The organism is Pseudomonas sp. WMBT8 (assembly GCF_050916005.1).
Taxonomy (GTDB): Bacteria; Pseudomonadota; Gammaproteobacteria; order Pseudomonadales; family Pseudomonadaceae; genus Aquipseudomonas.
Genome location: NZ_CP188096.1, coordinates 2,687,086 through 2,709,091 on the forward strand (window position 1 = coordinate 2,687,086; position 22,006 = coordinate 2,709,091).

Here is a 22,006-nt window from a genome sequence, read left to right on the forward strand (position 1 = left end):
TGCCGCCTGAAGTTTTTTACAGGCAGTCGTGTAGCTGCTTTGAGTTCCAGTGGAAAGGTAGATCGAAAGTGAAAATGGAATGCTTAATATAAGAATACATACTATAAGTGAGGCTATTGGAGTGCAGATAATGATTTTTATATTTTTGAAGGTGTTACCTGGTGTGATGTTTGCTTTAAAGAATAACATGCCAAGCGAAGTTATGAATGCTAGTGCTGATGAGACGATAAGGTAGCTTTGTTGTAGATCTGGCTTGAGGAAGGCTTGGGAGTAAATATGGCTATGCCATGTAACAAACAAGGACGCAGAGAGCAACGCTCCAAAAAATCAAGGGCACCAAATAACGATACGGCTTCTTGTTCAAATTTTCTCCTTTCAGCTTTGGTCGGTGTCTTGTAGGTAGTTGAAGGTATCCGACGATCAGTAATTGCATGCCAGTTAGTAACTGTTACCTATGTGCGTGAACTGATTTGTAACCCATGTGGGTGAGTCATACCCCTCCTACAAGTGCGGAGCGGGTTCCCGAACTTTAATAGGTTTATTTGTAGGATAATTCCTGATTTTTGTTCTGAATGATCCCTGGCGCGCTGTGTAGGCTAGTAATCACCATTTGAAATTATTCACCATGGTGTTGGGCGGGAAAAAGCGAGCAACGTGTAAGCGCTTTATGCCCTCTTTAAGAATGGAATTTAATGTGTTGTGGCGGGTGTGCTAGTTGACGCGCCTGCTATATGCACTGGTTTCAGTATTGGTTTCGCTTCAGCACTTGCTGCTGCAAAAAAGCCTGGAGGGGAGGGGGTATGACTTCAAATGGTTTCCAAAATGAAGTGCCAAAGACGCGGGTCAATATAACGCTAGACCTGCACATCGGTAGTGCTCAGAAGAAAGTCGAATTGCCACTGAAACTAATGGTCATGGGTGATTACAGTAATGGTGAGGAACAGCGAAAAGTTAATATTCAAAAAAACAACTTTGACAGCGTCCTCCGTGGTGCGTGCCCCGCAGCACATCCAGGCAATCAACGCCTCAAATGAGTCCGCCAAGCTGGTGGGCTTCGCTCCCGGCACCGCCGGCATGCCCGACGGCGAATACAAAGTGGGCAGCCACACCGTGACCAAACGCCTGGGCGGCGTGCGCCTGGACCGCTCCCTGCACCTCACCGACGTAATGGTCGAAGGAGAAACCATTGACTTCAAAAATGCTTGAAGAGGCCCTGTCCTCCTGTGAGGCCGTCGCGGCCCAGCTGCAATGCCTCGACCCGCTTTTGGCCGAGGTCGCCGGCCGCCTGCGCCGCCAGCCGCCGCAAGTGGCGATGACCGTCGCCCGTGGCAGTTCGGACCACGCCGCCAGCTACTTCGCCTACCTGACCATGCAGCACGTGGGCGTGCCCGTGGCGTCGCTGCCGATGTCGGTGGTGACCCTGGCGCAGGCGCCGCTGAAAGTCAGCGGCCAGGCGGCCTTTGGCTTCTCCCAGTCGGGGCAGAGCCCGGACCTGGTCAACAGCCTGCGCCTGCTGCGCAAGCGCGGGGCCTTGAGTGTGTCGATGGTCAATGCCGAAGATTCGCCCCTGGAAGCCGCCTGCGAATTCCATGTGCCGCTGTGCGCCGGCCCCGAACGCAGCGTGGCCGCGACCAAGAGTTTTATCGCCACCTTGAGCGCCAGCGCCCAGTTGGTCGGGCACTGGAACCAGGAAGACGGCCTGCTCGAAGCCTGCCACGCCCTGCCTGCCGGCCTGCGCGAAGCGGCGACCCAGGACTGGAGCCTGGCCATCGACGCCCTGCGCGATTGCCAGCGCCTGATGGTCATCGGCCGTGGCGCCGGGTTTGCCATCGCCCAGGAAGCCGCGCTCAAGCTCAAGGAAACCTCGGCGATCCAGGCCGAAGCCTTCAGCAGCGCCGAAGTGCGCCACGGGCCGATGGCGCTGATCGACGACAACTACCCGCTGCTGGTGTTTGCCCCGCGCGGCGCCGAACAGCCGGGCCTGCTGACCCTGGCCACGGAAATGCGCCAACGCGGGGCCCGGGTGCTGCTGGCCGCGCCCGACGATATTGCCGAACGCGACCTGACCCTCAGCCGCGCCGAGCACCCGGCACTGGACCCGATCCTGGCAATCCAGAGTTTCTATGTGATGGCTGCAGGCCTGGCCCAGGCCCGGGGCATGGACCCGGATCAACCCCGCCACCTGAGCAAAGTCACCCGCACCCACTGAGTTGGTTTCTGTCGTTTCCTGATGAGTACCGTGCCCATGCCCGACAATAATAATGACCTCACCCTCAGCGCCCCCCTCAGCGGGCCGGTGCTGACCCTGGGCAACGTGCCTGACGACGTGTTCGCCAGTGGCGCCATGGGCGACGGGATTGCCATCGACCCCCTCAACAACTGCCTGCATGCGCCGTGTGCCGGGGTAGTGATCCACGTCGCCCGTACCGGCCACGCCCTGACGATCCGCGCCGACAATGGCGCCGAGGTGCTGCTGCACGTGGGCATCGATACCGTCCAATTGAATGGCGAAGGCTTTGCCCTGCTGGTCAAGCAAGGCGCGCGGGTCAGCAACGGGCAGCCCCTGGTGCGTTTTGACCTGGACCGCATCGCCCGCCAGTGCAAAAGCCTGGTCAGCCTGATCATCCTCACCAACGGCGAGCAGTTCGAGTTGCGCCCGGTGGCCGTCAATACGGTCAAGGTCGGCGAAGCCCTGCTGCGCATCGTCGCGCGCCAGCCTGCCGCCGTGCAGTCTGTGTCCGACAACTCCCAGGCACATGCCAGCGCCAGCGTGCGCATTACCCATCGCGGCGGCCTGCATGCGCGTCCCGCAGCCCTGGTTCGCAAGACCGCCCAGGGTTTCAGCAGCCTGTCGCAGCTGCATTTCGCCGGCAACTCGGCGTCGTGCGACAGCCTGATCGGGTTGATGGGGCTGGGTATTGGTGAGCAGGACGAGGTACAGGTCACCTGCCTGGGCAAGGATTGCGACGCGGCGTTACAGGCATTGGTCGCGGCCTTATCCGTCGTCATTAAAGAAGAACACCACGTCCCGGCCATCGTCGCTCCACGCCGGGCAAACAGTGAAGCCGGTGTGTTGCAAGGTGTGTGTGCTGCGCCGGGACTGGTCTACGGGCCGCTGTTTCGCCTGACTGGTATCGAACTGCCGGCCGACACCGGCAACCATTCTGCCGACGAACAACTGCAACGCCTGAACGCAGCGTTGGATCAAGTGCGCAGCGAAATCCGCACGACACTGAAGCATGCCCGCCAGCGTAAGAACGTCGAGGAAGAGGAGATCTTCGCGGCGCATCTCGCCTTGCTGGAGGACCCAACACTGCTGGAGGCGGCTACCGGCGCCATCGAAAACGGCAGCGCCGCTACCCACGGCTGGCGCGATGCGATCCAGGCGCAATGCGGGGTGTTGCTGGCCTTGGGTAAACCACTGTTCGCCGAGCGTTCAAACGATCTACGGGATCTGCAACAACGCGTATTGCGAGCTTTGCTCGGTGAAGCCTGGCAATTCGGATTGCCTGCCGGCGCGATCGTCAGCGCCCACGAGTTGACGCCGTCTGACCTGCTGCAATTGAGTGCCCAGAAGGCTGCCGGCCTCTGCATGGCCGAAGGCGGTGCGACTTCCCATGTGGCGATTCTGGCTCGTGGCAAAGGCTTGCCGTGTGTGGTAGCGCTGGGCGCCGAAGTACTCGATGTTTCCCAAGGCCAACGGGTGGTGCTCGACGCCGTCAACGGGCGCCTGGAACTGGAACCCACCGAAGCACGCCGCGCCGAAGTGCACCAGATTCGCGACGCACAGAAGCTGCGTCGCCAACAGCAACAGGCCCAGGCCCAACAGCCGGCGAACACCATTGATGGCACGACCATCGAAGTGGCCGCCAACGTTGCCTCCAGCGCCGAAGCCCAGGTTGCTTTTGAGAGCGGCGCCGATGGCGTCGGCCTGCTGCGCACCGAATTTCTCTTCGTCGACCGCCGCACCGCGCCGGATGAGCAGGAACAGCGCCAGGCCTACCAAGCTGTGCTGGATGCCATGGGCGACAAGTCCGTGATCATCCGCACCATCGATGTGGGCGGCGATAAGCAGCTTGATTATCTGCCGCTGCCGGTTGAAACCAACCCGGTGTTGGGCTTGCGCGGTATTCGCCTGGCTCAGGTCCGCCCTGAGGTGCTCGACCAGCAACTGCGTGCCCTGCTGCAAGTAAGCCCGCTGGCGCGTTGCCGCATCCTGCTGCCGATGGTCAGCGAAGTCGACGAGTTGCTGCACATCCGCCAGCGCTTCGATGAGCTGTGCAAAGAGCTGGAACTGACCCAGCGCCCCGAACTAGGAGTGATGATCGAAGTGCCCGCCGCTGCGTTGATGGCCGAGCAACTGGCCAAGCACGCGGACTTCCTGTCCATTGGCACCAATGACCTGTCCCAGTACACCCTGGCCATGGACCGCGACCACGCCGGCCTCGCCGCGCGGGTCGATGCGTTGCACCCGGCGCTGCTGCGGCTGATCGCCCAGACCTGTGCCGGTGCGGCCAAGCACGGGCGTTGGGTCGGCGTGTGCGGAGCCCTCGCCTCCGACCCGCTGGCCACCCCGGTGCTGGTCGGTCTGGGCGTCAGCGAGCTGTCGGTGAGCTCGCCGCAGATCGGTGAAATCAAGGACCGCGTCCGCCACCTGGACGCGGCGCAATGCCGGCAACTGAGCCAAGGCCTGCTCGACCTGAGCAGTGCCAAAGCCGTCCGCCAAGCCTGTCAACACCACTGGCCGCTGAGCTGATAACAACAACAAAAGGAGACATGCCATGTATCAACATTTCATCGAAGGCCTGCAACGCCTGGGCCGGGCACTCATGCTGCCGATCGCGATCCTGCCGATCGCCGGCCTGCTGCTACGCCTGGGCGACACCGACCTGCTGAACATCGCGGTGATGCACGACGCCGGGCAGGCAATTTTCGCCAACCTCGCGCTGATCTTCGCCATCGGCATCGCCGTGGGGTTCGCCCGTGACAACAACGGCACGGCGGGTTTGGCCGGTGCGATTGGTTACCTGGTGATGGTCTCCACCCTCAAGGGGATGGACACCTCCATCAACATGGGCATGCTTGCGGGTATCGCCAGTGGCTTGATGGCAGGCGGGCTGTATAACCGCTTCAAGGACATCAAGTTGCCGGAGTACCTGGCGTTCTTTGGCGGGCGGCGTTTTGTGCCGATTATCACGGGGTTCAGTGCGGTTGGACTGGGGGTGATCTTTGGTTTGATCTGGGCGCCGATCCAGCACGGTATTGACAGCTTCGGCGTGCTGCTGATGGAAAGCGGCAGCCTCGGCGCGTTTGTGTTTGGGGTGGTCAACCGCCTGCTGATCGTCACTGGCCTGCACCACATCCTCAACAATATGGTGTGGTTTGTGTTCGGCACCTTTACCGATCCGGTGACCGGCGCCGTGGTCACTGGCGACCTCGCCCGCTACTTCGCGGGCGACCCCAAAGGCGGCCAGTTCATGACCGGCATGTTCCCGGTGATGCTGTTCGGCCTGCCCGCTGCCTGCTTGGCGATGTACCGCAACGCCCTGCCTGAACGCCGCAAAGTCATGGGCGGGATTTTCCTGTCGATGGCGCTGACCTCGTTCTTGACCGGAGTGACTGAGCCGGTTGAATTCGCGTTCATGTTCCTCGCGCCATTCCTGTATCTGGTCCATGCGGTGCTGACGGGCCTGTCGATGGCTGTCACCAATATGCTGGATATCCACCTGGGCTTTACCTTCGCCGCAGGGGTTATCGACATGGTGCTGGGTTGGGGCAAGTCCACCAATGGCTGGTTGGTGTTTCCTGTGGGGTTGGCTTACGCGGTGATCTACTACAGCGTGTTCAACTACTGCATTCGTCGGTTCAACCTGAAGACGCCGGGGCGTGAAGATATCCAGGTGGTACAGGCCGAAGCGATGAGTGATAACCAGCGGGCCAGTGCCTATATCCGCGCCCTGGGCGGCGCCGCCAACCTGCTCAGCGTCGGCGCCTGCACCACCCGTCTGCGCCTGGACATGGTCGACCGCAACAAGGCGGTGGACGCGGAGCTGAAGGCACTCGGCGCGATAGCTGTTGTGCGGCCAGGGAGCGGCGGGAGTTTGCAGGTGGTGGTCGGGCCGATGGCGGATTGCATTGCTGATGAAATTCGGTTGGCCATGCCTTCGTTTGTTGCCAGAGCACCTGTGTCGGTCGTGCCCTTGGATAAGCAGGTGGCGGTGACTGTGCAGGAAGCCGAGAAATGGCTGAGTGCTTTGGGTGGCAGGGGGAATGTGCGGCAGTTGGAAGCGGTGGCGATGACGCGGTTGCGGGTGGAGTTGGGGGATGAATCGGGGTTGTCCGAAGCTGATCTCACTGCGCTGGGTTGCCAAGGTGTCAGCCAACTGGAAAGCGGTGTTTGGCACTTGTTGATTGGTGACAAGGCCACAGGCTTGGGTGAGGCGCTTGAGTACTTGGTCGGTGCTCAGCAGACCGGGGCGGGCGCTTAAAGGGAAACCGCCGAAATTTCCGTCGGGCCTATAAATGCGTGTTTTGAGATCGGATGGCGTTGCAGCGTTTTTTTGACCTCAATCAACGACGGCATCAAAAACGCGGACTACTTCAGATCTCCCTTAGGGAGACGTTGATTTATGCAAAAAATCAGCTGTTGACCCCTGATAAGTCAAGGCCTCCCTAGGCTCCGCTTCTCTGCTTTAGCCCGCTATTCAGAGGAGTATTGAAAATGACGAGAGGAGCAAAATGAAAAAAATCTTAATTGTTAATGCCGATGACTTTGGCATGAGCAAAGGCCAGAACTACGGGATAGTTGAGTCCTATAATAACGGCATCGTCACTTCGACAACCGCCATGGTTACCTCTCCTTATGCGTTACACGCAGCTGAACTGAGTCAGAAAAACCCAGGTTTAGGCGTCGGGCTTCACTTTGTTTTGACCTATGGACGTCCGTTAACGGCTATGAAAAGTCTGGTTAATGAAGCCGGGGATCTAGGTAAATGGTTGTGGGAATATGCAGAAAAGGGAATGCTGAAACCCGCAGAGATAGCAGTCGAATTAAATGCGCAATTTGAGAAGTTTATAGAGGTTTTTGGGAAGGTCCCTACACATTTGGACAGCCATCATTTTGTTCATATGCTGCCAGAAATTTATCCCGTGGTTGAGAGCTTCGCAAGCAGTAAATCATTGCCTTTGCGGATAGACCGCACTGAGGCTAAAAAATTTAATATTCAAGTAAACACTTCCCGCTCCACCAATTATTTCGATTCCAGTTTTTATGGAGAAGCCGTTTCAGAGGCGCTTATCCTGCAAATACTAGAGAATGCCGATAAGAGAGGTGATATGAGTCTTGAGATAATGTGTCACCCCGCATTTTTAGACGAGGTCATTCTAAAGAGTTCATATTGCTACCCCCGAATTAAAGAAGTTGATGTTTTGACCTCCCTAGCGCTCAGGAAAGAAATCATATCCTGCGGATATAGCTTGGAAAACTACTCTTCGATCTGAAGATTTCAAATCGGCCTAAAAATATCCGGAGGATCAGGTGGTCTTGATGAATAAACCTTATTTAACTGAGATAACATTTTATCCTGTTAAATCGACTGGTGGAATCAGCCAATCACAAGTGTGGGTTGAGAAGCAGGGGATTGCGTTCGATCGCCGCTTTATGGTGGCGCGTGAAGATGGCGAGATGATAACGGCCCGTGAGTTCCCGCAGTTACTTAATATAACCGCTACGCTATTTGCGCAGGGGTTATATTTAACCTATGCGCAATGTAAACGTCTCGTATTAAAGTATTCAGACTTTATGATGCTTGAGGCTGGTACCAATGTGTTCAAAGATAACTTTATTGCCTTTACTACTACCGATGAGGCGAATCAATGGTTTTCGGCTATTTTGAGTGCCCCGGTGCAACTGCTTTATACCGGTGAACAATCAAATAGAACGCGTGAGGCTATTCCATTTAACATCAGTTTCGCTGACGGTTACCCTTTGCTTATCATCAGTGAGGCCTCTTTGGCCGCGCTGAATGAGCGCAGCATTGAGAATGTCTCAATGACCCATTTTAGACCTAATCTAGTGGTCAGTGGAACGAATGCTTTCGATGAAGATAGCTGGAAGCGAATTCGTATTGGTGACGTTATCTTTGAGGGAGTTAAACCCTGCACGCGATGTATTCTCACAACGATTGATCCGAAAAGCACAACCTTCGATGCAAAAAAAGAGCCGTTAAAAACACTGTCTGAATTCAGAAGCGATGAACAAGGAAATATTAAATTCGGGCATAATCTTGTTGCCCTCAACGAAGGAGTGATTAGAGTAGGAGATTTTATTGAGGTTTTAGAAGAGAAGCCCCGGGAGGTATTTAACGCCAGTACCACTAAAAGCCTAAGTCTGATTTGTGTTAAGCGGGAGAACGTCTCTCACGATATTTGTACTTTCTGGTTTGAATCTGGAAACGGCAATTTACTCCCCTCATACCTTCCAGGGCAACATCTTCCTATAACACTTAAAATAGACGGTCAGTATTTCACGCGTCGCTATACGCTATCGTCAACACCTTCACGCGCGGGACTATATGCAATATCGGTAAAACGAGCACCCGGTGGGCGTGTCTCGAACTGGTTACATGACCACTTGCAGGTGGGGCACAAGTTAGCTATCGAATCACCTGGCGGTGAATTCTATCTCGATATTACTGCTGATAAGCTTTTATTGCTTGCTGCGGGCAGCGGTATCACACCAATGATTTCTATGCTGCGTTACCTCTATGATAATAAAAGGCATATTGATATTTATCTCTACTATCAATGCCGTACTCGGGAAGACATAGCTTTTAAATCAGAGATTGATTATCTTCAGAGCGTTAACCCCAATCTAAAAATTATTATCGCATTAACCCGGCCTGATGAGTTCTGGGGCGGGCCAAAGCGACGCTTAGATACTCAGTTGCTCAAGGGGATTCCTAAGGTAAACGAGCGGCAGGTATTTGCCTGTGGTCCTGATGGATTCATGAAATATGCTAAGCGTGAATTATTGATACTCGGTGTGCCTAAGTCACATTATCATCAAGAAACGTTCAATATTGCTATTGTTCCTCAAGCTGAGTTTAGGTCCGTTAACCTGATGGTCAATGGAGTCGCCTTCTTAGGCGATAATCAGCAGCCTTTATTGCTTCAAGCTGAGCAAGCGGGTGTGCAATTACCTTATGGATGTCGGGCAGGGTTTTGTAGGCAATGTAAAGTTAGAGTCATTTCTGGATTCGTTGACCAACAAAGTGCATCAGCGTTATCTGCAGAAGAACAACTGAGCAATCATGTCTTGACCTGCTGTGCGGTTCCATTAACAGACTTGGTAGTAGAATCTGCGTGACTTGAGGTATAGAAATTTCAAACTTCCAGCTTATGGAAAAAATGCTGCTCTCTGCGCATATCGAGGATCGACTGCCGGGCAACACCCCGTGCGGCTCAGCAGAAAGGACGCTGTTTTTGCTGGGCGTGATGAATACCCGTAGCTACACGCGAGTCGTCCTTGTTCAGTTTGAATGAGCAGCTTACTGGACATCCATGTGCTTGGTAAAACACGACTAGGGGCTGAGCTTTTACGCAGTCCTAGAAGTGCTACAGTCCCGCCAAACCATAGAGGGAACGACATGCGGATTTTGATAGCGGCGGTAGCGGTGGTGCTGCTGGCGGGGTGCGCTTCGAGTCACGTTGATATTCCAAAGCCCCACGAAACTCAAGAGTGCATGACCTACAGGTCAATGATGACCGCGCCTATGGCGCCGGATGCGATGCAACGATTGAAGGCAGCGTGCGAGCATTCGAGATATCAGTAGCTTTCGAGTTGCGCTGTGGCAGCCAACCGCCCAACTAGCGCCGGGCTTTTTGCATCTGGCGCTATCGACTGTTATCGCATCAATGGGTGCCTCATACTGAGGCTGAGTGGTTAAGGAAGCCTCTTAGCCTTACGTGAACTGTGCGATCACTTCGTCCGATGACATAACATCGGCATATTCATCACCAAGTATTGCCAAGGTCAGGTCGTAAACAGTTTTGGCGTCCCAGGTCTTTCCATTCGCCCCGACGACGGGCACAGCAGTTGTGGCGTCTGAGGGAAGAATGATGCTGTATCCGAGTGCTTTGCCCGCACGGACCGTGGCATCCATGCTGTTATGAATGACGACCCCCGTTAGCACCAACTGCTTTGCTTTCATCCCTTTGAGAGTGGCGTCCAACTCGGTGTCAATGAAGGCGCAGTTTTCATGTTTGATGATGACGACTTCTCCCTTTATCGGGGCAACGACTTCCTTGATGCCATTCCACGGGCCATGGACGTAATAACTAGATGTAGGAGTTTGTTCATCGTGCTTCACGTGCAGAACTGGCCAGTCGTTTGATCGCCATAGATCAAGAAGGCGTTGGATTACCGCCACGTACCCAGGATTATTTTTTCCGTCCCAATTCGGGCGGTCAATGGCGTCCTGAACGTCAAGGATAACCAGGGGGATAGGGCTGGGTTGATCCTTCATGTGATTTCAGTTCCTTCAGGTGGGGCGAGCGGATTGAGCTTGCTGTAACAATCTGTTCCCAGCAACTGGTCGAACATGAATCCAACGCGTCGCGAGCGTTGTCGGCTATTTCTGTGCCACCTTGCTGCTCAACCCAGTTCGTAAACCCCGTGAGGCTGCCTCAAGGGCGAGTTGGTTTTCGTTGATTTTGGACAACAGGGAAGGGAGCAGATCTGAGTTCTGCATCGGTGTTCCTCGTTGGAGTGAACAGCGTAGCAGTTGGGTTGCTTGGTGGTGGATTGTGAGCTGTCGGCAGGACGTCGGGAGGAGAATTGCGGAGCAGGGCCTAAAATTGCGGAACAAAAAAGATAAGGGCCTGCATGAAGTTCATCATGCAAGCCCTTGATATCTATGGTGCCCGAACCCGGAATCGAACCGGGACGCCCTTACGAGCGGGGGATTTTAAGTCCCATGCGTCTACCAGTTTCGCCATTCGGGCGGCAGCGCGATGAAGCAACTCAATAGGCTTTGTCGAACAAAGCGCTTGAGCGGTGCAGCAGGCTAGGGAATATATAGATCCAGGCACCTTGGCGCAAGTTTGCATGTGCTCTTTTTCTGTTCGATCGGGCGTGTCAGCTTTGAAAAAAAGCCCGCTATATCAGTGGTCTACATTTTTCCTGGAGGGGCATGCGACGCCCTGGCGCACTTTCAAGGCTGGCATCGCGCAGGCGTTGTAGCAGCTGTTTAGCGCATGGCATTGTGCGATCATCTACGTTTAGATCAATCGAGTAGGGTAGTGACATGCGCGTCATCACGGTGAGAACCAAAACGGAACTTGAATCTGCCAAGAATGCCGGTTACGAGCAGATCACTGTCCAAGGTGAGCTTGCAGACAAGCTCAAGTCGTCCAAGAAGATCGCGGTAGCGGGAACGATCACCGTTGGGTTGTTGACTGCCGCACTGGCGGCTGTGCCTTTTACCGGCGGGCTATCGATGGCGGCGGCGGCACCTATCGCGGCACTGACGGGACTTGAGATAGCAGCCATTATCACTGCTGCGTCTCTTGGCTTAGGTCTGATCATCGCCCTGTTCAAAGGCTACGAGGAGATCTCCTTTGAGAAGGGAAAAATGGTCCTTAAAAAGAAACAGTCATGAGTGGTTTTATCGACGGCCCTCCGTACTTCTTCCGTTGCAAGAAGTGTGAGCACCGATTCACTCGTGCGGTGCGGTTGGGGTTGTTGTGTCCCCAGTGTCATTCGATACGCATTGAACGAGACAGGCAGGTGAACAAGTAAACCGAGGGGGCTTGTGCGAGATGTTCGCCAAGCCCTATCAGATACTTACTCACGCAACCGACGAATAATCTCAGCGTAACCCACCGCCCGTGACAACCGTTGCAGCGCCTCCAGTCGGCGCGAGTAGGCCTGTGCATCACCGTAGGTCAGCTCTACATGCAGGCTGTCGATCATCACCAGGTAGGCCTGCGCCAGTACTTCCCCGGTCTGTTCGTCTACGGCCGGATAGGCTTTGAGTAGCCCCTGCTGGAAGTGGCTGCGGATCATGGCCATATAGTCATTGAATCCGGACATGACCACGCCCCTCAGCGGCGCCGGTGGGTAAAACGCGGCCCTCAACAAGAACCGCAGGGATGCATGGGCGCTGTAGCGGCGCTGCAGGTTGTCGATGTAGACCTCGCCGGGGGCCTTGATCGAACGGGCGTTTTTTGCAAACTGGCTTTGCACGTAGTCGCGCTCGGCCTGCAAGGCAAGTTCGAGTACGACCCCGTAGAGCGCGTCCTTGCTGGCAAAGTGGGCGTACAGCGAGGCCTTCTTGATGCCCGCGCGTACGGCGATGTCATTCAGCGAGGCCGCATCGTAACCGTGCTCGGCAAATTGGTCCAGCGCCAGGTACGCGATGCGTTCGGCGGCCGAGGTCAGGGTGTTGGATGTCATGGTGGGGTTCCTCAATCAGTGCCCGGTCAGGTCATAGGCTGCGCCTGCACCCCGGGGGAGGCTGAGCGTTGTCAGTAGGCAGGTCAGCAACGCACTGGCCAACAGCAGCGTGGCCCAGGCCACCGGTCCATGGTTCAGGGCCAATGCCGACAGCGGCGTTGCGCTGGCGGAGATCGACAGTTGGAACGCGCCCAGCAGTGCGGCGGTTGAGCCCAGCGCGCGCTTTTGCGAAGACATGACCAGCGACATCAGCGTGGATTCGGCGATGCCCAGGCCAAACAGGGCGATGGCCATGCCTGCCACTATACCGGGCAGGCCCAGGTTGGTCAGGGTGCAAACCACCGCGATTGCCGAACCTGCGGCCATGCACGTCACGCCGATCATCGACAGACGGTTCAAGCCCAGGCGGCTGACCAGCTTCCCGGCGCTCATCGCCCCGATCAGGATGGCTACGCCGGTCACCCCGAACAGCATGCCAAAGGCTTGCGGGCTCAGGCCGTAGGTCTGTTGGTAGACCAGGGTTGCGCCGCCGATGTAGGCAAACAGAAAGAAGAACACTGCGGCCACGGCGAGGGTCGGGCGCAGGAAGTGCCGGTCCCTGGCAATCGCCAGGTACGTCCGGCATGCGGCGCCCAGGCGCAGCGGTTCCCGGTGGTTGGCGGGCAGGGTTTCCGGCAGCGACAGCCAACTGTTGCCCAGCACTGCCAGGCCAAAGGCGGCGAGTACCAGCATCACCGCACGCCAACCGTAGTGGGTATCGATCACCCCGCCCAGTGCCGGGGCGAAGATCGGCGCAACCCCTTCGATGGTCATCAGCAATGCAAAGAGCTTGGTCGCGGCTACGCCTTCGCTGACGTCCCGCACCATGCTCATGATCACCACCAGCGTCAGTGCGCTGCCAAGTCCCTGGACGAAGCGCAGGGCGATCAAGGTTTCAAGGGTCGGCGCCCACGCCGCACCCAACGAGCACAGGGTAAACACCACAAGGCCGGCCAGCAGGGGCCGGCGGCGTCCGTAGGCGTCGACGATGGGCCCGAAGATCAACTGTCCAGCGCCCATGGCCAGGAGGAAGAACGTCAGGGTCAACTGCACGCTGGCGAAGCTGCTCTGATACTCGCGGGCAATTTCGGGCAGGCTCGACAAGTACATATCGACAGCCGACGGGCCGAGGGCGCCGATCAGTCCCAGGCCGATAGCCAGCCTCAGGGGAACCCCGGGGGTGGGTTGCGAATTCATACAGACTCCAGATACTAAAACATCCTACCGGTCGGTAGGTTGTGCGGATGTTAACGGCACCTTTTAGATCGGTCAACAGGGCAGAGGCGCCATGAATCCGTGAGTATCGGTAGCGATACAACGTGATCGCTGCAAGTGAATGAGAGTCGTTATCAATTGTATTTCTTTAAATTCAAGATTGGATTAGACTCGCGCCCGCTGGGCACAAACAGCGTTCTGGGCATCAGAAAAAACAAAAACAGGCGTAGGGGAGCAGGGCGTGAATTTCAACAAAACGACAATGGCGGTGGCAGTGGGTTCGGCGATCTGCCTGTGCAACGCTGCGTGGGCCGCAGAACCTGCGAGTGCTCTGGAGATTGCGCCGATCACCGTCACCGGTGAAAAGATCAACCGTAGCCTGGAGCAGACCCAGACCAGCGTGGTGGTGGTGACCGACCAGCAACTGCGTGAAAAGCACGACCGTGACCTGGTGGATGTGTTTGCGCGTACGCCAGGTGTGTACAACCAGTCCGGCAATGAAAACTGGGGGATTCGCGGCGTGCCCGTGTCCGGTTTCGACGACCAGGGCCCGGCCACGCTCAACGGTGCGGTGTCGGTATTCGTCGACGGCGCCGTGCAACCGAACCGCGCCCTGACCCTCAGCCCGATGCCGCTGTGGGACGTCGACCAGGTCGAAGTGTTCCTCGGCCCGCAATCCACCACCCAGGGCCGTAACTCGCTGGCCGGCGCGGTGGTGATCCAGACCCGCAACCCGACCTTCGAACCAAGTTTTTCCGCGCGCACCAACATGGGCACCTATGGCGAGCGCGGTGCAGCGGTGGCCGGTGGCGGCGCGCTGGTCGATGACAAGATCGCCGGGCGCATTGCCGTGGATTACCAGGAGGGCGATGGCTACATCGACAACGTCGCCCTGCATGACGACGCCAACCCTAACCGCACCGCCAATGCCCGGGGCAAGCTGCTGATCCTGCCCAACGACGATCTGGATGTGCTGCTGACCTACGCCCATGGCGAAAGCCGCAAGGGTGACAACTCGGCGATGCGCCAGAACGACAAGATCCGTTATTACAAGATGACGTCCAACACCAAGGCCTATGACAAGCTCGCGCAGGACACGCTCAGCGCCAAGGTGGACTACCGCCTGGACGACAACTGGTCGCTGACCAGCCTGACCGCCAATACCCGTTCCGACTACGACGCGCGCCTGGATTTCGACCAGTCCGCCGACGCCAACCAAGTGGTGTTGCGCACCCAGGATGGCGACCTGTTCAGCCAGGAACTGCGCCTGAACTACAGCGGCGACACGCTCAAGAGTTTTGTCGGCGCCTACTACGGCCACAACACCAACAACTTCCACGACCGCCTGTTGTTCAATAACGTCCTGTTCGGCACCGCCAAGGGCGAGACCACCATTGAAAGCAAGGCTGTGTTCGGTGAAATCAACTGGACATTCGCCCCGCAGTGGACCTTGATCACCGGCCTGCGCTACGACCACGAAACCAACGACACCCACATCAAACAGGACGATTTCTCCAGCCCTGGCAAGGTCAGCAAGTCGTTTGATGCGCTCCTGCCGAAACTGGGGCTCGATTACGAACTGGCCGCTAACCAGTACCTTGGCGTGATGGTGCAAAAAGGCTATCGCGGTGGCGGCGTCAACGTGCGTGCCGGTGGCGGCCACGAAGGCTACGACCCGGAATACACCACCAACTACGAGCTGTCCTACCGTGGCTCGTTCTTCGACAAAACCCTGCGGACCCGTGCCAACCTGTACTACACCGACTGGAAAGACCAGCAGGTCAGCGTGCTCGAGCGCAACACCGACTTCGTCCAGGTGTTCAACGCCGGCAGCAGCGATATCAAGGGCCTGGAAGTGTTTGTCGAGAAAGACCTTGGCGCGCAGTTGACCCTGACTGCCGGTGGCTCGATCACCGCAGGCAAGTACAAGGACTTCGTGACCGGTGATGGCCGCGATATGAGCGGCGAGGACTTCCTCTATTCGCCCAAGTACAAATTGTCCCTGGGCGGCCTCTACCGCTGGAACGAGCGCCTGACCCTGAACACCGACCTGGTGTACCAGAGCACCGCGCCGTCGGAGTATGAGTTCGATACTGCAGGCAAAGTCACGGGCGAGCGCCGCAGCGACAACTACTGGCTGGTCAACTTCAACACCGAGTACAAAGTCACCAAGAATGTCGCGGTCTCCGGCTTCGTGAAAAACGCCTTCGACAAGGAATACATCACCAACAACCGCAGCGGCGATATCGTCGATGTGGGCGCACCGCGCACAGTGGGCCTGGCGTTGCGCTACGACCTGTAGGGTAATGATTCGCTGGCCAGTCAACTCCCACAGTTGATTGGCGGCGTTTTCAAACCATGGATTTTTCGCTTTCCATTTAAGAGCTTTCCTAAATACGTCGGTAGGAGATGTCGTGAGAATGAGCGCACTTCTATCTCATCTGTGATGTGTCATGTCCTTTCTACCGATTCGTGTTCTGGTCCTCGAAGAGCACCCCTTCAAGCAGCTCGTTGCCATTCAGGCCTTCAAGGACGCCGGCTGTGACAGCGTGGAGGGCGTGGCCGACGTGAAGGCTGCGCTGCAGTTGCTGGACCACGCAGGACCGGTGGATATCGTGCTCTGTGCCTTGGACGAGGCGGGCATGCAGGGGCTCACTACGCTCGAATTGCTCAGCCGTACCCGCCGGGTCAAGTCGCTCATCATTTGCAGCGTGCTTGCCCCCGACCTGCAAGACGCCATCGACCGTATGGTCGGCATGCTGGGGGTCAGTGTCCTCGGGTATGTCGATGTGCCAGTGCGCGCAGGGGCGATCACCCCGCTCTTAAGCCGATACCTGGAAACCACTGTCGCCCCCGGGCATGCCGCTCAGAAGGCACGCCACACGCTCGCCAGCCAGGCCGGCCTGGAACAGGCCATTGCAGGGCATGAGCTCAAGGCGTTCTTTCAACCCAAGTTCAATTTGGCGAGCGGTGAAGTCGGCAGCCTTGAAGTGCTCGCGCGCTGGGAGCATCCGCAGTACGGCGTGCTATGCCCGGCGGATTTCTTGCCGCAGGTCAGCCAGTTCGGGCTGATGGACCCTTTGTTTTTTGCCCTGCTGGAACAGGCGTTGGCCTTTGTGCAAACGGCGCAGGCACAAGGGCACGTGCTGTCCCTGGCGTTTAATCTGGAGGCCGAGCAACTGTCTAATGAGTCACTGCTGCCACAGCTGTGCAAGGCGCTGGAGCGCTACGCCATACCTGCGTCGCGCCTGACTTTCGAAATCACCGAAAGCGGCCTGCTGGAAGTCTCTCCCAGGGTGCTCGAAACCTTGATCCGCCTGCGGATGATGGGGGCCGGCCTGTCCATCGATGACTTTGGTATCGGCTACTCCTCACTGGAGCGCCTGTGCCAGTTACCGTTCACCGAAATCAAGCTCGATGCGCGGTTCGTTCGCGACCTTGACCGCAGCCCCCGCAACCGTGCGGTGATCAGCAGCACCCTGGCCTTGGCTGAAGCGCTGGATATGGCGGTCGTGGTCGAAGGCGTAGAGCACGAAAGCCAGCGCCAACGCTTGCTCAAGTTGGGTTGCCATCAGGGCCAGGGCTATCTCTGCGCGCGGCCCATGAGCGCCGCGCGTGCGCTCTCGTGGCTGGAGATGAGGTCGGCGTCCCGCAGCACGCGCTGATGTTGGAAAACAGGGGCTAGACTCAAGGGCTCACTTTCCTTTTTGGAGACTCCAGATGCCCCATAAAAACACCATCTGCCTCTGGTTTGACGGCGCCGCACTGGAGGCTGCCAGGTTCTACGCCGCCACATTCCCGGACAGCACAGTCGAGGCCGTACACAAGGCGCCGGGCGACTATCCCGCGGGTAAGCAGGGCGATGTGCTGACCGTGGAGTTCACCGTCATGGGCATCCCATGCCTGGGCCTCAATGGCGGATCGGGTGTCCAGCACAACCAGGCGTTTTCATTCCAAGTGGCCACTGACGACCAGGCTGAGACGGATCGCCTGTGGCAAGCGATTGTCGGCAATGGCGGCGAGGAAGTTGCCTGTGGCTGGTGCCGCGACAAGTGGGGTCTTTCCTGGCAAATCACCCCGCGCATGCTCATGGCGGCGATCATCCATCCCGACCCCGCGGCGGCCAAGCGTGCATTCGGTGCAATGATGGGCATGGTGAAAATCGACATCGCGGGCATCGAGGCGGCGCTCAAGGGTTGATGAAACCCTGGTATAACGTGCGTTTTCAATACAGGAACGGCAAGGGAATGCAGATGAAACTGACGGCCCAGAGGCTGGTCGAGCTGGCGATGGCCAACCCCATCAACGCTCAATTGACCGCGCGTCTGCCAGCCCTTGGCCTGGACCAATGCCTGTTGACGGCGGGTTGCCTGTTCCAGTCGGTATGGAATCATCAGGCCGGGCTCAGCCCCGATTGGGGGGTGAAGGATTACGACGTGTTCTACTTTGACACCGATATGTCCTGGGAAGCCGAGAATGAGGTGATTGAGCGCGCCAGCGAACTCTTGCGCGACCTGGATGCGAACATTGAAGTGAGGAACCAGGCGCGCGTGCGCCTGTGGTATCCACAGCGGTTCGGCATGCCTTACCCGCAGTTGCACACAGCCCGTGGCGGGGTGGATCGCTACCTGGTGGCGGGCACCTGTATCGCCTTGGCCGTGGACACTGGCGAAATCTATGCGCCCTACGGCCTGGCCGACATCGGGCAGGGAATACTTCGACTCAACCCCATCACCCCGCAGCCAGAGCTGTTCGAGCACAAGGCCAAGAGCTATCAGGCTCGTTGGCCATGGCTCAGGATTGAGGCCCCATAGACTAAACTGCGAAACCTGGCTTGCCAGTGATGGTGATAATCCAAAGGCTTTAACACCGGTGTTTGCCGCGACACAGGCAGGTGATTTTGCTGTTCTGCGTGCTGGCAGGGTGCCACAATGCCATTTTGTCGCAGCACTAGGGATCAGGCGAATCAAATGAATGGCCTTGGGCGTGAGCAGGACCAGGATTTGTTTATCGAAGAGCAGGTGCGTACCGACCGCTTGCATCAGCTGTTTCGCCAATCCTTTTCTGCGGTTTTTGGCAGCTATCTGGCCGCTGGCATGCTGTGCTGGCTGTGCTGGGACCGGCTTGAACCGCGCCTGATGATCGGCTGGCTGGCATTGCTGGCCGGCTCGTCGCTGCTGCGTTTGTCGATGTTCCTCCAGTATTTTCGCAGCCCCAAAAATGAGCGCACGCCGCAACGTTGGGAGCGGCATTATTGGCTCACCCTGGTGCTGTCGGCTGGAATCTGGGGGCTGGGCGCCTTTGCGGTGATGCCCGCCGATGACCGGTTGACCCAGGCGCTGGTCATGCTCTTTGCCGTGGGCATGTCGGTCAGCGCCGTCTCGTGCTACTCGGCCTATCGGTACATGACCATAGTGTCCATGGCCCTGGTGTTGTTGCCCTGTACCCTGTGGCTGCTGCTTCAACCGTCCAAGATGCAGACGGGCATGGCGGTCGCGGTGCTAGTGTTCTCGTCATTTGTCGTGGGCGCCTCGCGCAAGTTGTCGCAGGCACTGGAGACGGCGTTTCGCCTGACCCGCGAAATAGAGCGGGCCCACAGTATTTCAACGCGCGCCGCCCAGACCGACGAACTCACCGGGCTGATGAACCGCCGGGCGTTTTTCGAGCAGGCCCAGGTGCTGTATGACCAATGCAAGCGTACGCACCAGCCACTGAGCGCGCTGATGCTGGATATGGATCACTTCAAGACGATCAACGATACCTACGGCCACCAGGCTGGAGACCGGGTGTTACGGCAGATTGGCCAGGTGATCAGGGCGTCGTTCCGCCAGGCTGACGTGTACGGGCGCCTGGGGGGCGAGGAGTTTGCGGTGTTGTTGCCAGACACCACCCTGGAAGTGGCCCGGGAGATCGGCGAGCAACTGATCCTGGCCATTGCGGGCCTGACTACCGACCCTGGGCTGGACCTGACCGCGAGCCTGGGCGTGGCCTCGACCCATGCCGTGGGTGACGACTTGCAGCATTTACTGAACAGCGCCGACAAGGCCCTGTACCGCGCCAAGGCCATGGGGCGCAACCAGGTGGCGGTCGCGTCCTAGCCTCAATCCTTGCCCATCGCCCTGGCCAGCACTCGTGAAATCTGGTCGGCGGAGTAGGGCTTGGCCAGGAACTCAAAGCCGTCATAGCCGGACTTGGCCAGCTCTTCGCTGTAACCGGAGGTGAGGATCACCGGCAGCTCGGGCCGGCGCCGGCGCAATTCCCTGGCCAGTGCCACGCCGCCCATGCCCGGCATCACCACGTCGGAAAACACCCCGTCGAACGCCCGGGCATCCGGGCCGATCATCTCCAGGGCTTCTTCGGCATGGGTGGCCCACACCGTCTGGTAGCCCAGGTCCTGCAGGATCTGGTTGGCGAAGCGGCCCACTTCCAGGTTGTCTTCCACGATCAGGATGCGCCGGCGCACGGCGTCCGGGTCCAGTTCCAGGGGCGGCTGGAGGGTGCAGTCGTGGATCGCTTCGGGCTCCACCTGCGGCAGGTACAAGGTAAACACGGTGCCCTGGCCGAGCACACTGGCGACATCGACGTTGCCTCCCGATTGCTTGGCGAACCCGAATACCTGCGACAACCCAAGCCCGGTACCTTTGCCAACCTCCTTGGTGGTGAAGAACGGCTCGAAGATGCGTTCAAAGGTCGCCCCGGCAATCCCGCTGCCGGTGTCCGCCAGGGAGATCGCGACAAAGGCTTTGCTCGAGCCGCCATGCCCGCGTATGCACGGCAGCGGCTGGTCTCTTTCCAGGCGCAGCACCAGCGTGCCCTGGCCGTCCATCGCGTCCCGGGCGTTGAGGGCGATGTTGATCAGGGCGGTTTCAAACTGGCTGGAGTCCGCGCAGACATAACAGGCCAGTTCAGGCAGTTCGACGCTGACATGGATCCGCGCGCCGGTGACCGTCTCCAACATGTCGCCGATGTTCTTTACGCGCACGCCGACATTGAACACTTGCGGGTTCAGCGGTTGGCGCCGGGCAAAGGCGAGCAATTGGCTGGTCAGCTTGCTGGCACGCTCTACGGTATCGGTCACGGCACTCATATAACGCTGGCGGCGTTCTTCGGGCAGGTTGGGCATGCGCAGGAAGTCGACCGAGGAGCGAATGATCGTCAGCAGGTTGTTGAAGTCGTGGGCCACACCACCGGTCAACTGGCCAATGGCTTCCAGCTTTTGCGACTGACGCAACGCCGCCTCAGTCTGGTTGAGCAGGGTGGTGCGTTCCACCACCCGCTGCTCCAGGGTCGCATTCAAATCGGCCAGCGCCGACAAGCCCTCGCGAACGATGGCATCGGCCCGCACCCGTTCGATATGGGCCCAGGAGCGTTCGGTGACTTCACCCAGCAGCGCCAGGTCGTAGGAAGACCAGCGGCGCGGGATGCGGTCGTGAATGGCCATCAGCGCGGTCAAGCGCCCGGACTTGATCAAGGGCATGCAAATTGTCGCCGTCACGCCAATGGCCTGGAAGGTCGCGGCTTCCTCGGGCGTCAGTTCCGTCAGGTTGTCGTTGATGATCAACGGCTCGCCGGCCTGCAGGCGCTCGACCGCCAATTGGCCGAAGTCGGCCAGGCGGTAATTTCCGACGATGCTCGGCGAGCCTTCTGCGGCCCAGTTGTCGCGGATGGTAAAGCCGTCTTCATCGGCCTCCATGTCTGCATAAGCGCAGTTGGACAGGTTCAGGTGGGTCGCCAGGATCCGTGTGGTGGCGGCCATGATCGCCGCCGGATCGGTGGCATTGGCCACCCCATTGCTGATTGCATCCAGCACGGCGAGGCGGCGGGCCATGAACACGGAGTTGGTGGTTTCGGTGACGGTATCGAGAATGCCCACGACCGTGCCGCCGGCATCGCGGATCGGGCTGTAGCAAAAGGTGAAATAGGCCTGTTCCGGTGCGTCACCGCGCTCGATGATCAGCGGGAAATCTTCGATAAACGTAGCGTGCCCGGCAAATGCGGCGTCGGCGATCGGGCTGATCTGGCTCCAGGCTTCCTGCCAGATGGTACTGAAGGGCTGGCCCAGTGCGTCGGGCTTGTTACCGAGGATCGGCAGGAACGCGTCGTTGTACAGGGTAACCAAACCCGGCCCCCAGACCACCGCCTGGGGAAAATGCGAAGCAAGGCTCAGTGACACGGTGGTCTTGAGCACATCCGGCCATTGGTCCATTGGCCCCAGAGGGGTGCTGGCCCAGTCATGGCGGCGAACCCGTTCGGCCATTTCACCGCAGCCTTGTAGCCAGTCTGTCATCTACTCAA

General features: G+C 58.1%; 15 protein-coding genes, 1 tRNA gene and 2 pseudogenes. 13 read left to right on the forward strand and 5 right to left on the reverse strand.

Annotation, left to right across the window (positions count from 1 at the left end):
* Nucleotides 1-800: 800 nt before the first annotated feature.
* The 7 genes and pseudogenes from ACO77H_RS12670 to ACO77H_RS12700 all read left to right on the forward strand — a co-directional run.
* A pseudogene (locus tag ACO77H_RS12670) lies at nt 801-1,004 on the forward strand (type VI secretion system contractile sheath small subunit); the annotation flags it as partial.
* Nucleotides 1,005-1,068: 64 nt separating this feature from the next.
* Nucleotides 1,069-1,206 (forward strand): annotated as a pseudogene (locus ACO77H_RS12675) (hypothetical protein); the annotation flags it as partial.
* Complete coding sequence (locus ACO77H_RS12680) at nt 1,187-2,209, forward strand: SIS domain-containing protein (RefSeq protein ID WP_169956649.1); 1,023 nt, start codon at nt 1,187-1,189, stop codon at nt 2,207-2,209. The pseudogene ACO77H_RS12675 and the gene ACO77H_RS12680, both read left to right, overlap by 20 nt.
* A gap of 36 nt (nt 2,210-2,245) precedes the next feature.
* The gene (gene ptsP, locus ACO77H_RS12685) at nt 2,246-4,756 is read left to right on the forward strand and encodes a phosphoenolpyruvate--protein phosphotransferase (protein WP_432755617.1); all 2,511 of its coding nucleotides are present in this window, start codon (nt 2,246-2,248) and stop codon (nt 4,754-4,756) included.
* Nucleotides 4,757-4,781: 25 nt separating this feature from the next.
* Nucleotides 4,782-6,488 (forward strand): N-acetylglucosamine-specific PTS transporter subunit IIBC, encoded by a 1,707-nt coding sequence (gene nagE / locus ACO77H_RS12690; protein ID WP_432755618.1) that lies wholly within the window; start codon nt 4,782-4,784, stop codon nt 6,486-6,488.
* Nucleotides 6,489-6,738: 250 nt separating this feature from the next.
* Nucleotides 6,739-7,500: a chitin disaccharide deacetylase gene (gene chbG, locus ACO77H_RS12695; protein ID WP_432755619.1), complete on the forward strand. Its 762-nt coding sequence runs from the start codon at nt 6,739-6,741 to the stop codon at nt 7,498-7,500.
* 46 nt (nt 7,501-7,546) lie between these two features.
* Entirely contained in the window at nt 7,547-9,367 is a 1,821-nt protein-coding gene (locus ACO77H_RS12700; RefSeq protein ID WP_432755620.1) for an MOSC N-terminal beta barrel domain-containing protein, read from the forward strand.
* Between the two features lie 595 nt (nt 9,368-9,962).
* On the opposite strand, the gene ACO77H_RS12705 is transcribed toward ACO77H_RS12700, so the two are convergent.
* Together ACO77H_RS12705 and ACO77H_RS12710 are read right to left on the reverse strand one after the other, a co-directional pair.
* Nucleotides 9,963-10,526: an isochorismatase family protein gene (locus ACO77H_RS12705; protein ID WP_432755621.1), complete on the reverse strand. Its 564-nt coding sequence runs from the start codon at nt 10,524-10,526 to the stop codon at nt 9,963-9,965.
* Nucleotides 10,527-10,917: 391 nt separating this feature from the next.
* Nucleotides 10,918-11,004: transfer RNA gene (locus ACO77H_RS12710), tRNA-Leu, on the reverse strand.
* 302 nt (nt 11,005-11,306) lie between these two features.
* Here ACO77H_RS12710 and ACO77H_RS12715 point away from each other — a divergent pair.
* Entirely contained in the window at nt 11,307-11,660 is a 354-nt protein-coding gene (locus tag ACO77H_RS12715; protein WP_432755622.1) for a hypothetical protein, read from the forward strand.
* Nucleotides 11,661-11,845: 185 nt separating this feature from the next.
* Here the strand turns inward: ACO77H_RS12715 and ACO77H_RS12720 are convergent, their stop codons facing one another.
* Nucleotides 11,846-12,457: a TetR/AcrR family transcriptional regulator gene (locus ACO77H_RS12720; RefSeq protein ID WP_432755623.1), complete on the reverse strand. Its 612-nt coding sequence runs from the start codon at nt 12,455-12,457 to the stop codon at nt 11,846-11,848.
* A 15-nt stretch (nt 12,458-12,472) separates the two neighbouring features.
* Nucleotides 12,473-13,693, reverse strand: coding sequence for a multidrug effflux MFS transporter (locus tag ACO77H_RS12725; RefSeq protein ID WP_170058017.1), 1,221 nt, complete (start codon nt 13,691-13,693; stop codon nt 12,473-12,475).
* A 259-nt stretch (nt 13,694-13,952) separates the two neighbouring features.
* On the opposite strand from ACO77H_RS12725, the gene ACO77H_RS12730 reads away from it, so the two are divergent.
* From ACO77H_RS12730 to ACO77H_RS12750, 5 genes are all read left to right on the forward strand, one after another.
* On the forward strand, nt 13,953-16,013 hold the full coding sequence (locus tag ACO77H_RS12730) for a TonB-dependent receptor (RefSeq protein ID WP_432755624.1): 2,061 nt from the start codon (nt 13,953-13,955) through the stop codon (nt 16,011-16,013).
* Nucleotides 16,014-16,164: 151 nt separating this feature from the next.
* Entirely contained in the window at nt 16,165-17,376 is a 1,212-nt protein-coding gene (locus ACO77H_RS12735) for an EAL domain-containing response regulator (protein ID WP_170058018.1), read from the forward strand.
* A 55-nt stretch (nt 17,377-17,431) separates the two neighbouring features.
* Complete coding sequence (locus tag ACO77H_RS12740; RefSeq protein ID WP_169957043.1) at nt 17,432-17,911, forward strand: VOC family protein; 480 nt, start codon at nt 17,432-17,434, stop codon at nt 17,909-17,911.
* Nucleotides 17,912-17,964: 53 nt separating this feature from the next.
* Complete coding sequence (locus ACO77H_RS12745; RefSeq protein WP_432755625.1) at nt 17,965-18,525, forward strand: nucleotidyltransferase family protein; 561 nt, start codon at nt 17,965-17,967, stop codon at nt 18,523-18,525.
* Between the two features lie 156 nt (nt 18,526-18,681).
* Nucleotides 18,682-19,809 carry a GGDEF domain-containing protein gene (locus tag ACO77H_RS12750; RefSeq protein ID WP_169957045.1) on the forward strand — a complete coding sequence of 376 codons (1,128 nt, stop codon included), beginning with the start codon at nt 18,682-18,684 and terminating at the stop codon, nt 19,807-19,809.
* 2 nt (nt 19,810-19,811) lie between these two features.
* Here ACO77H_RS12750 and ACO77H_RS12755 read toward each other — a convergent pair whose 3' ends face one another.
* Entirely contained in the window at nt 19,812-21,998 is a 2,187-nt protein-coding gene (locus tag ACO77H_RS12755; RefSeq protein ID WP_432755626.1) for a response regulator, read from the reverse strand.
* Nucleotides 21,999-22,006: the final 8 nt, after the last annotated feature.

Coding starts and splice junctions, on each gene's coding strand:
- ACO77H_RS12735 (WP_170058018.1), top strand. CDS start 16,165: ATGTCCTTTCTACCGATTCGTGTTCTGGTCCTCGAAGAGCACCCCTTC.
- ACO77H_RS12750 (WP_169957045.1), top strand. CDS start 18,682: ATGAATGGCCTTGGGCGTGAGCAGGACCAGGATTTGTTTATCGAAGAG.
- ptsP (WP_432755617.1), top strand. CDS start 2,246: ATGCCCGACAATAATAATGACCTCACCCTCAGCGCCCCCCTCAGCGGG.
- ACO77H_RS12725 (WP_170058017.1), bottom strand. CDS start 13,693: ATGAATTCGCAACCCACCCCCGGGGTTCCCCTGAGGCTGGCTATCGGC.
- ACO77H_RS12745 (WP_432755625.1), top strand. CDS start 17,965: ATGAAACTGACGGCCCAGAGGCTGGTCGAGCTGGCGATGGCCAACCCC.
- ACO77H_RS12755 (WP_432755626.1), bottom strand. CDS start 21,998: ATGACAGACTGGCTACAAGGCTGCGGTGAAATGGCCGAACGGGTTCGC.
- ACO77H_RS12705 (WP_432755621.1), bottom strand. CDS start 10,526: ATGAAGGATCAACCCAGCCCTATCCCCCTGGTTATCCTTGACGTTCAG.
- ACO77H_RS12720 (WP_432755623.1), bottom strand. CDS start 12,457: ATGACATCCAACACCCTGACCTCGGCCGCCGAACGCATCGCGTACCTG.
- nagE (WP_432755618.1), top strand. CDS start 4,782: ATGTATCAACATTTCATCGAAGGCCTGCAACGCCTGGGCCGGGCACTC.
- ACO77H_RS12740 (WP_169957043.1), top strand. CDS start 17,432: ATGCCCCATAAAAACACCATCTGCCTCTGGTTTGACGGCGCCGCACTG.
- ACO77H_RS12700 (WP_432755620.1), top strand. CDS start 7,547: ATGAATAAACCTTATTTAACTGAGATAACATTTTATCCTGTTAAATCG.
- ACO77H_RS12715 (WP_432755622.1), top strand. CDS start 11,307: ATGCGCGTCATCACGGTGAGAACCAAAACGGAACTTGAATCTGCCAAG.
- chbG (WP_432755619.1), top strand. CDS start 6,739: ATGAAAAAAATCTTAATTGTTAATGCCGATGACTTTGGCATGAGCAAA.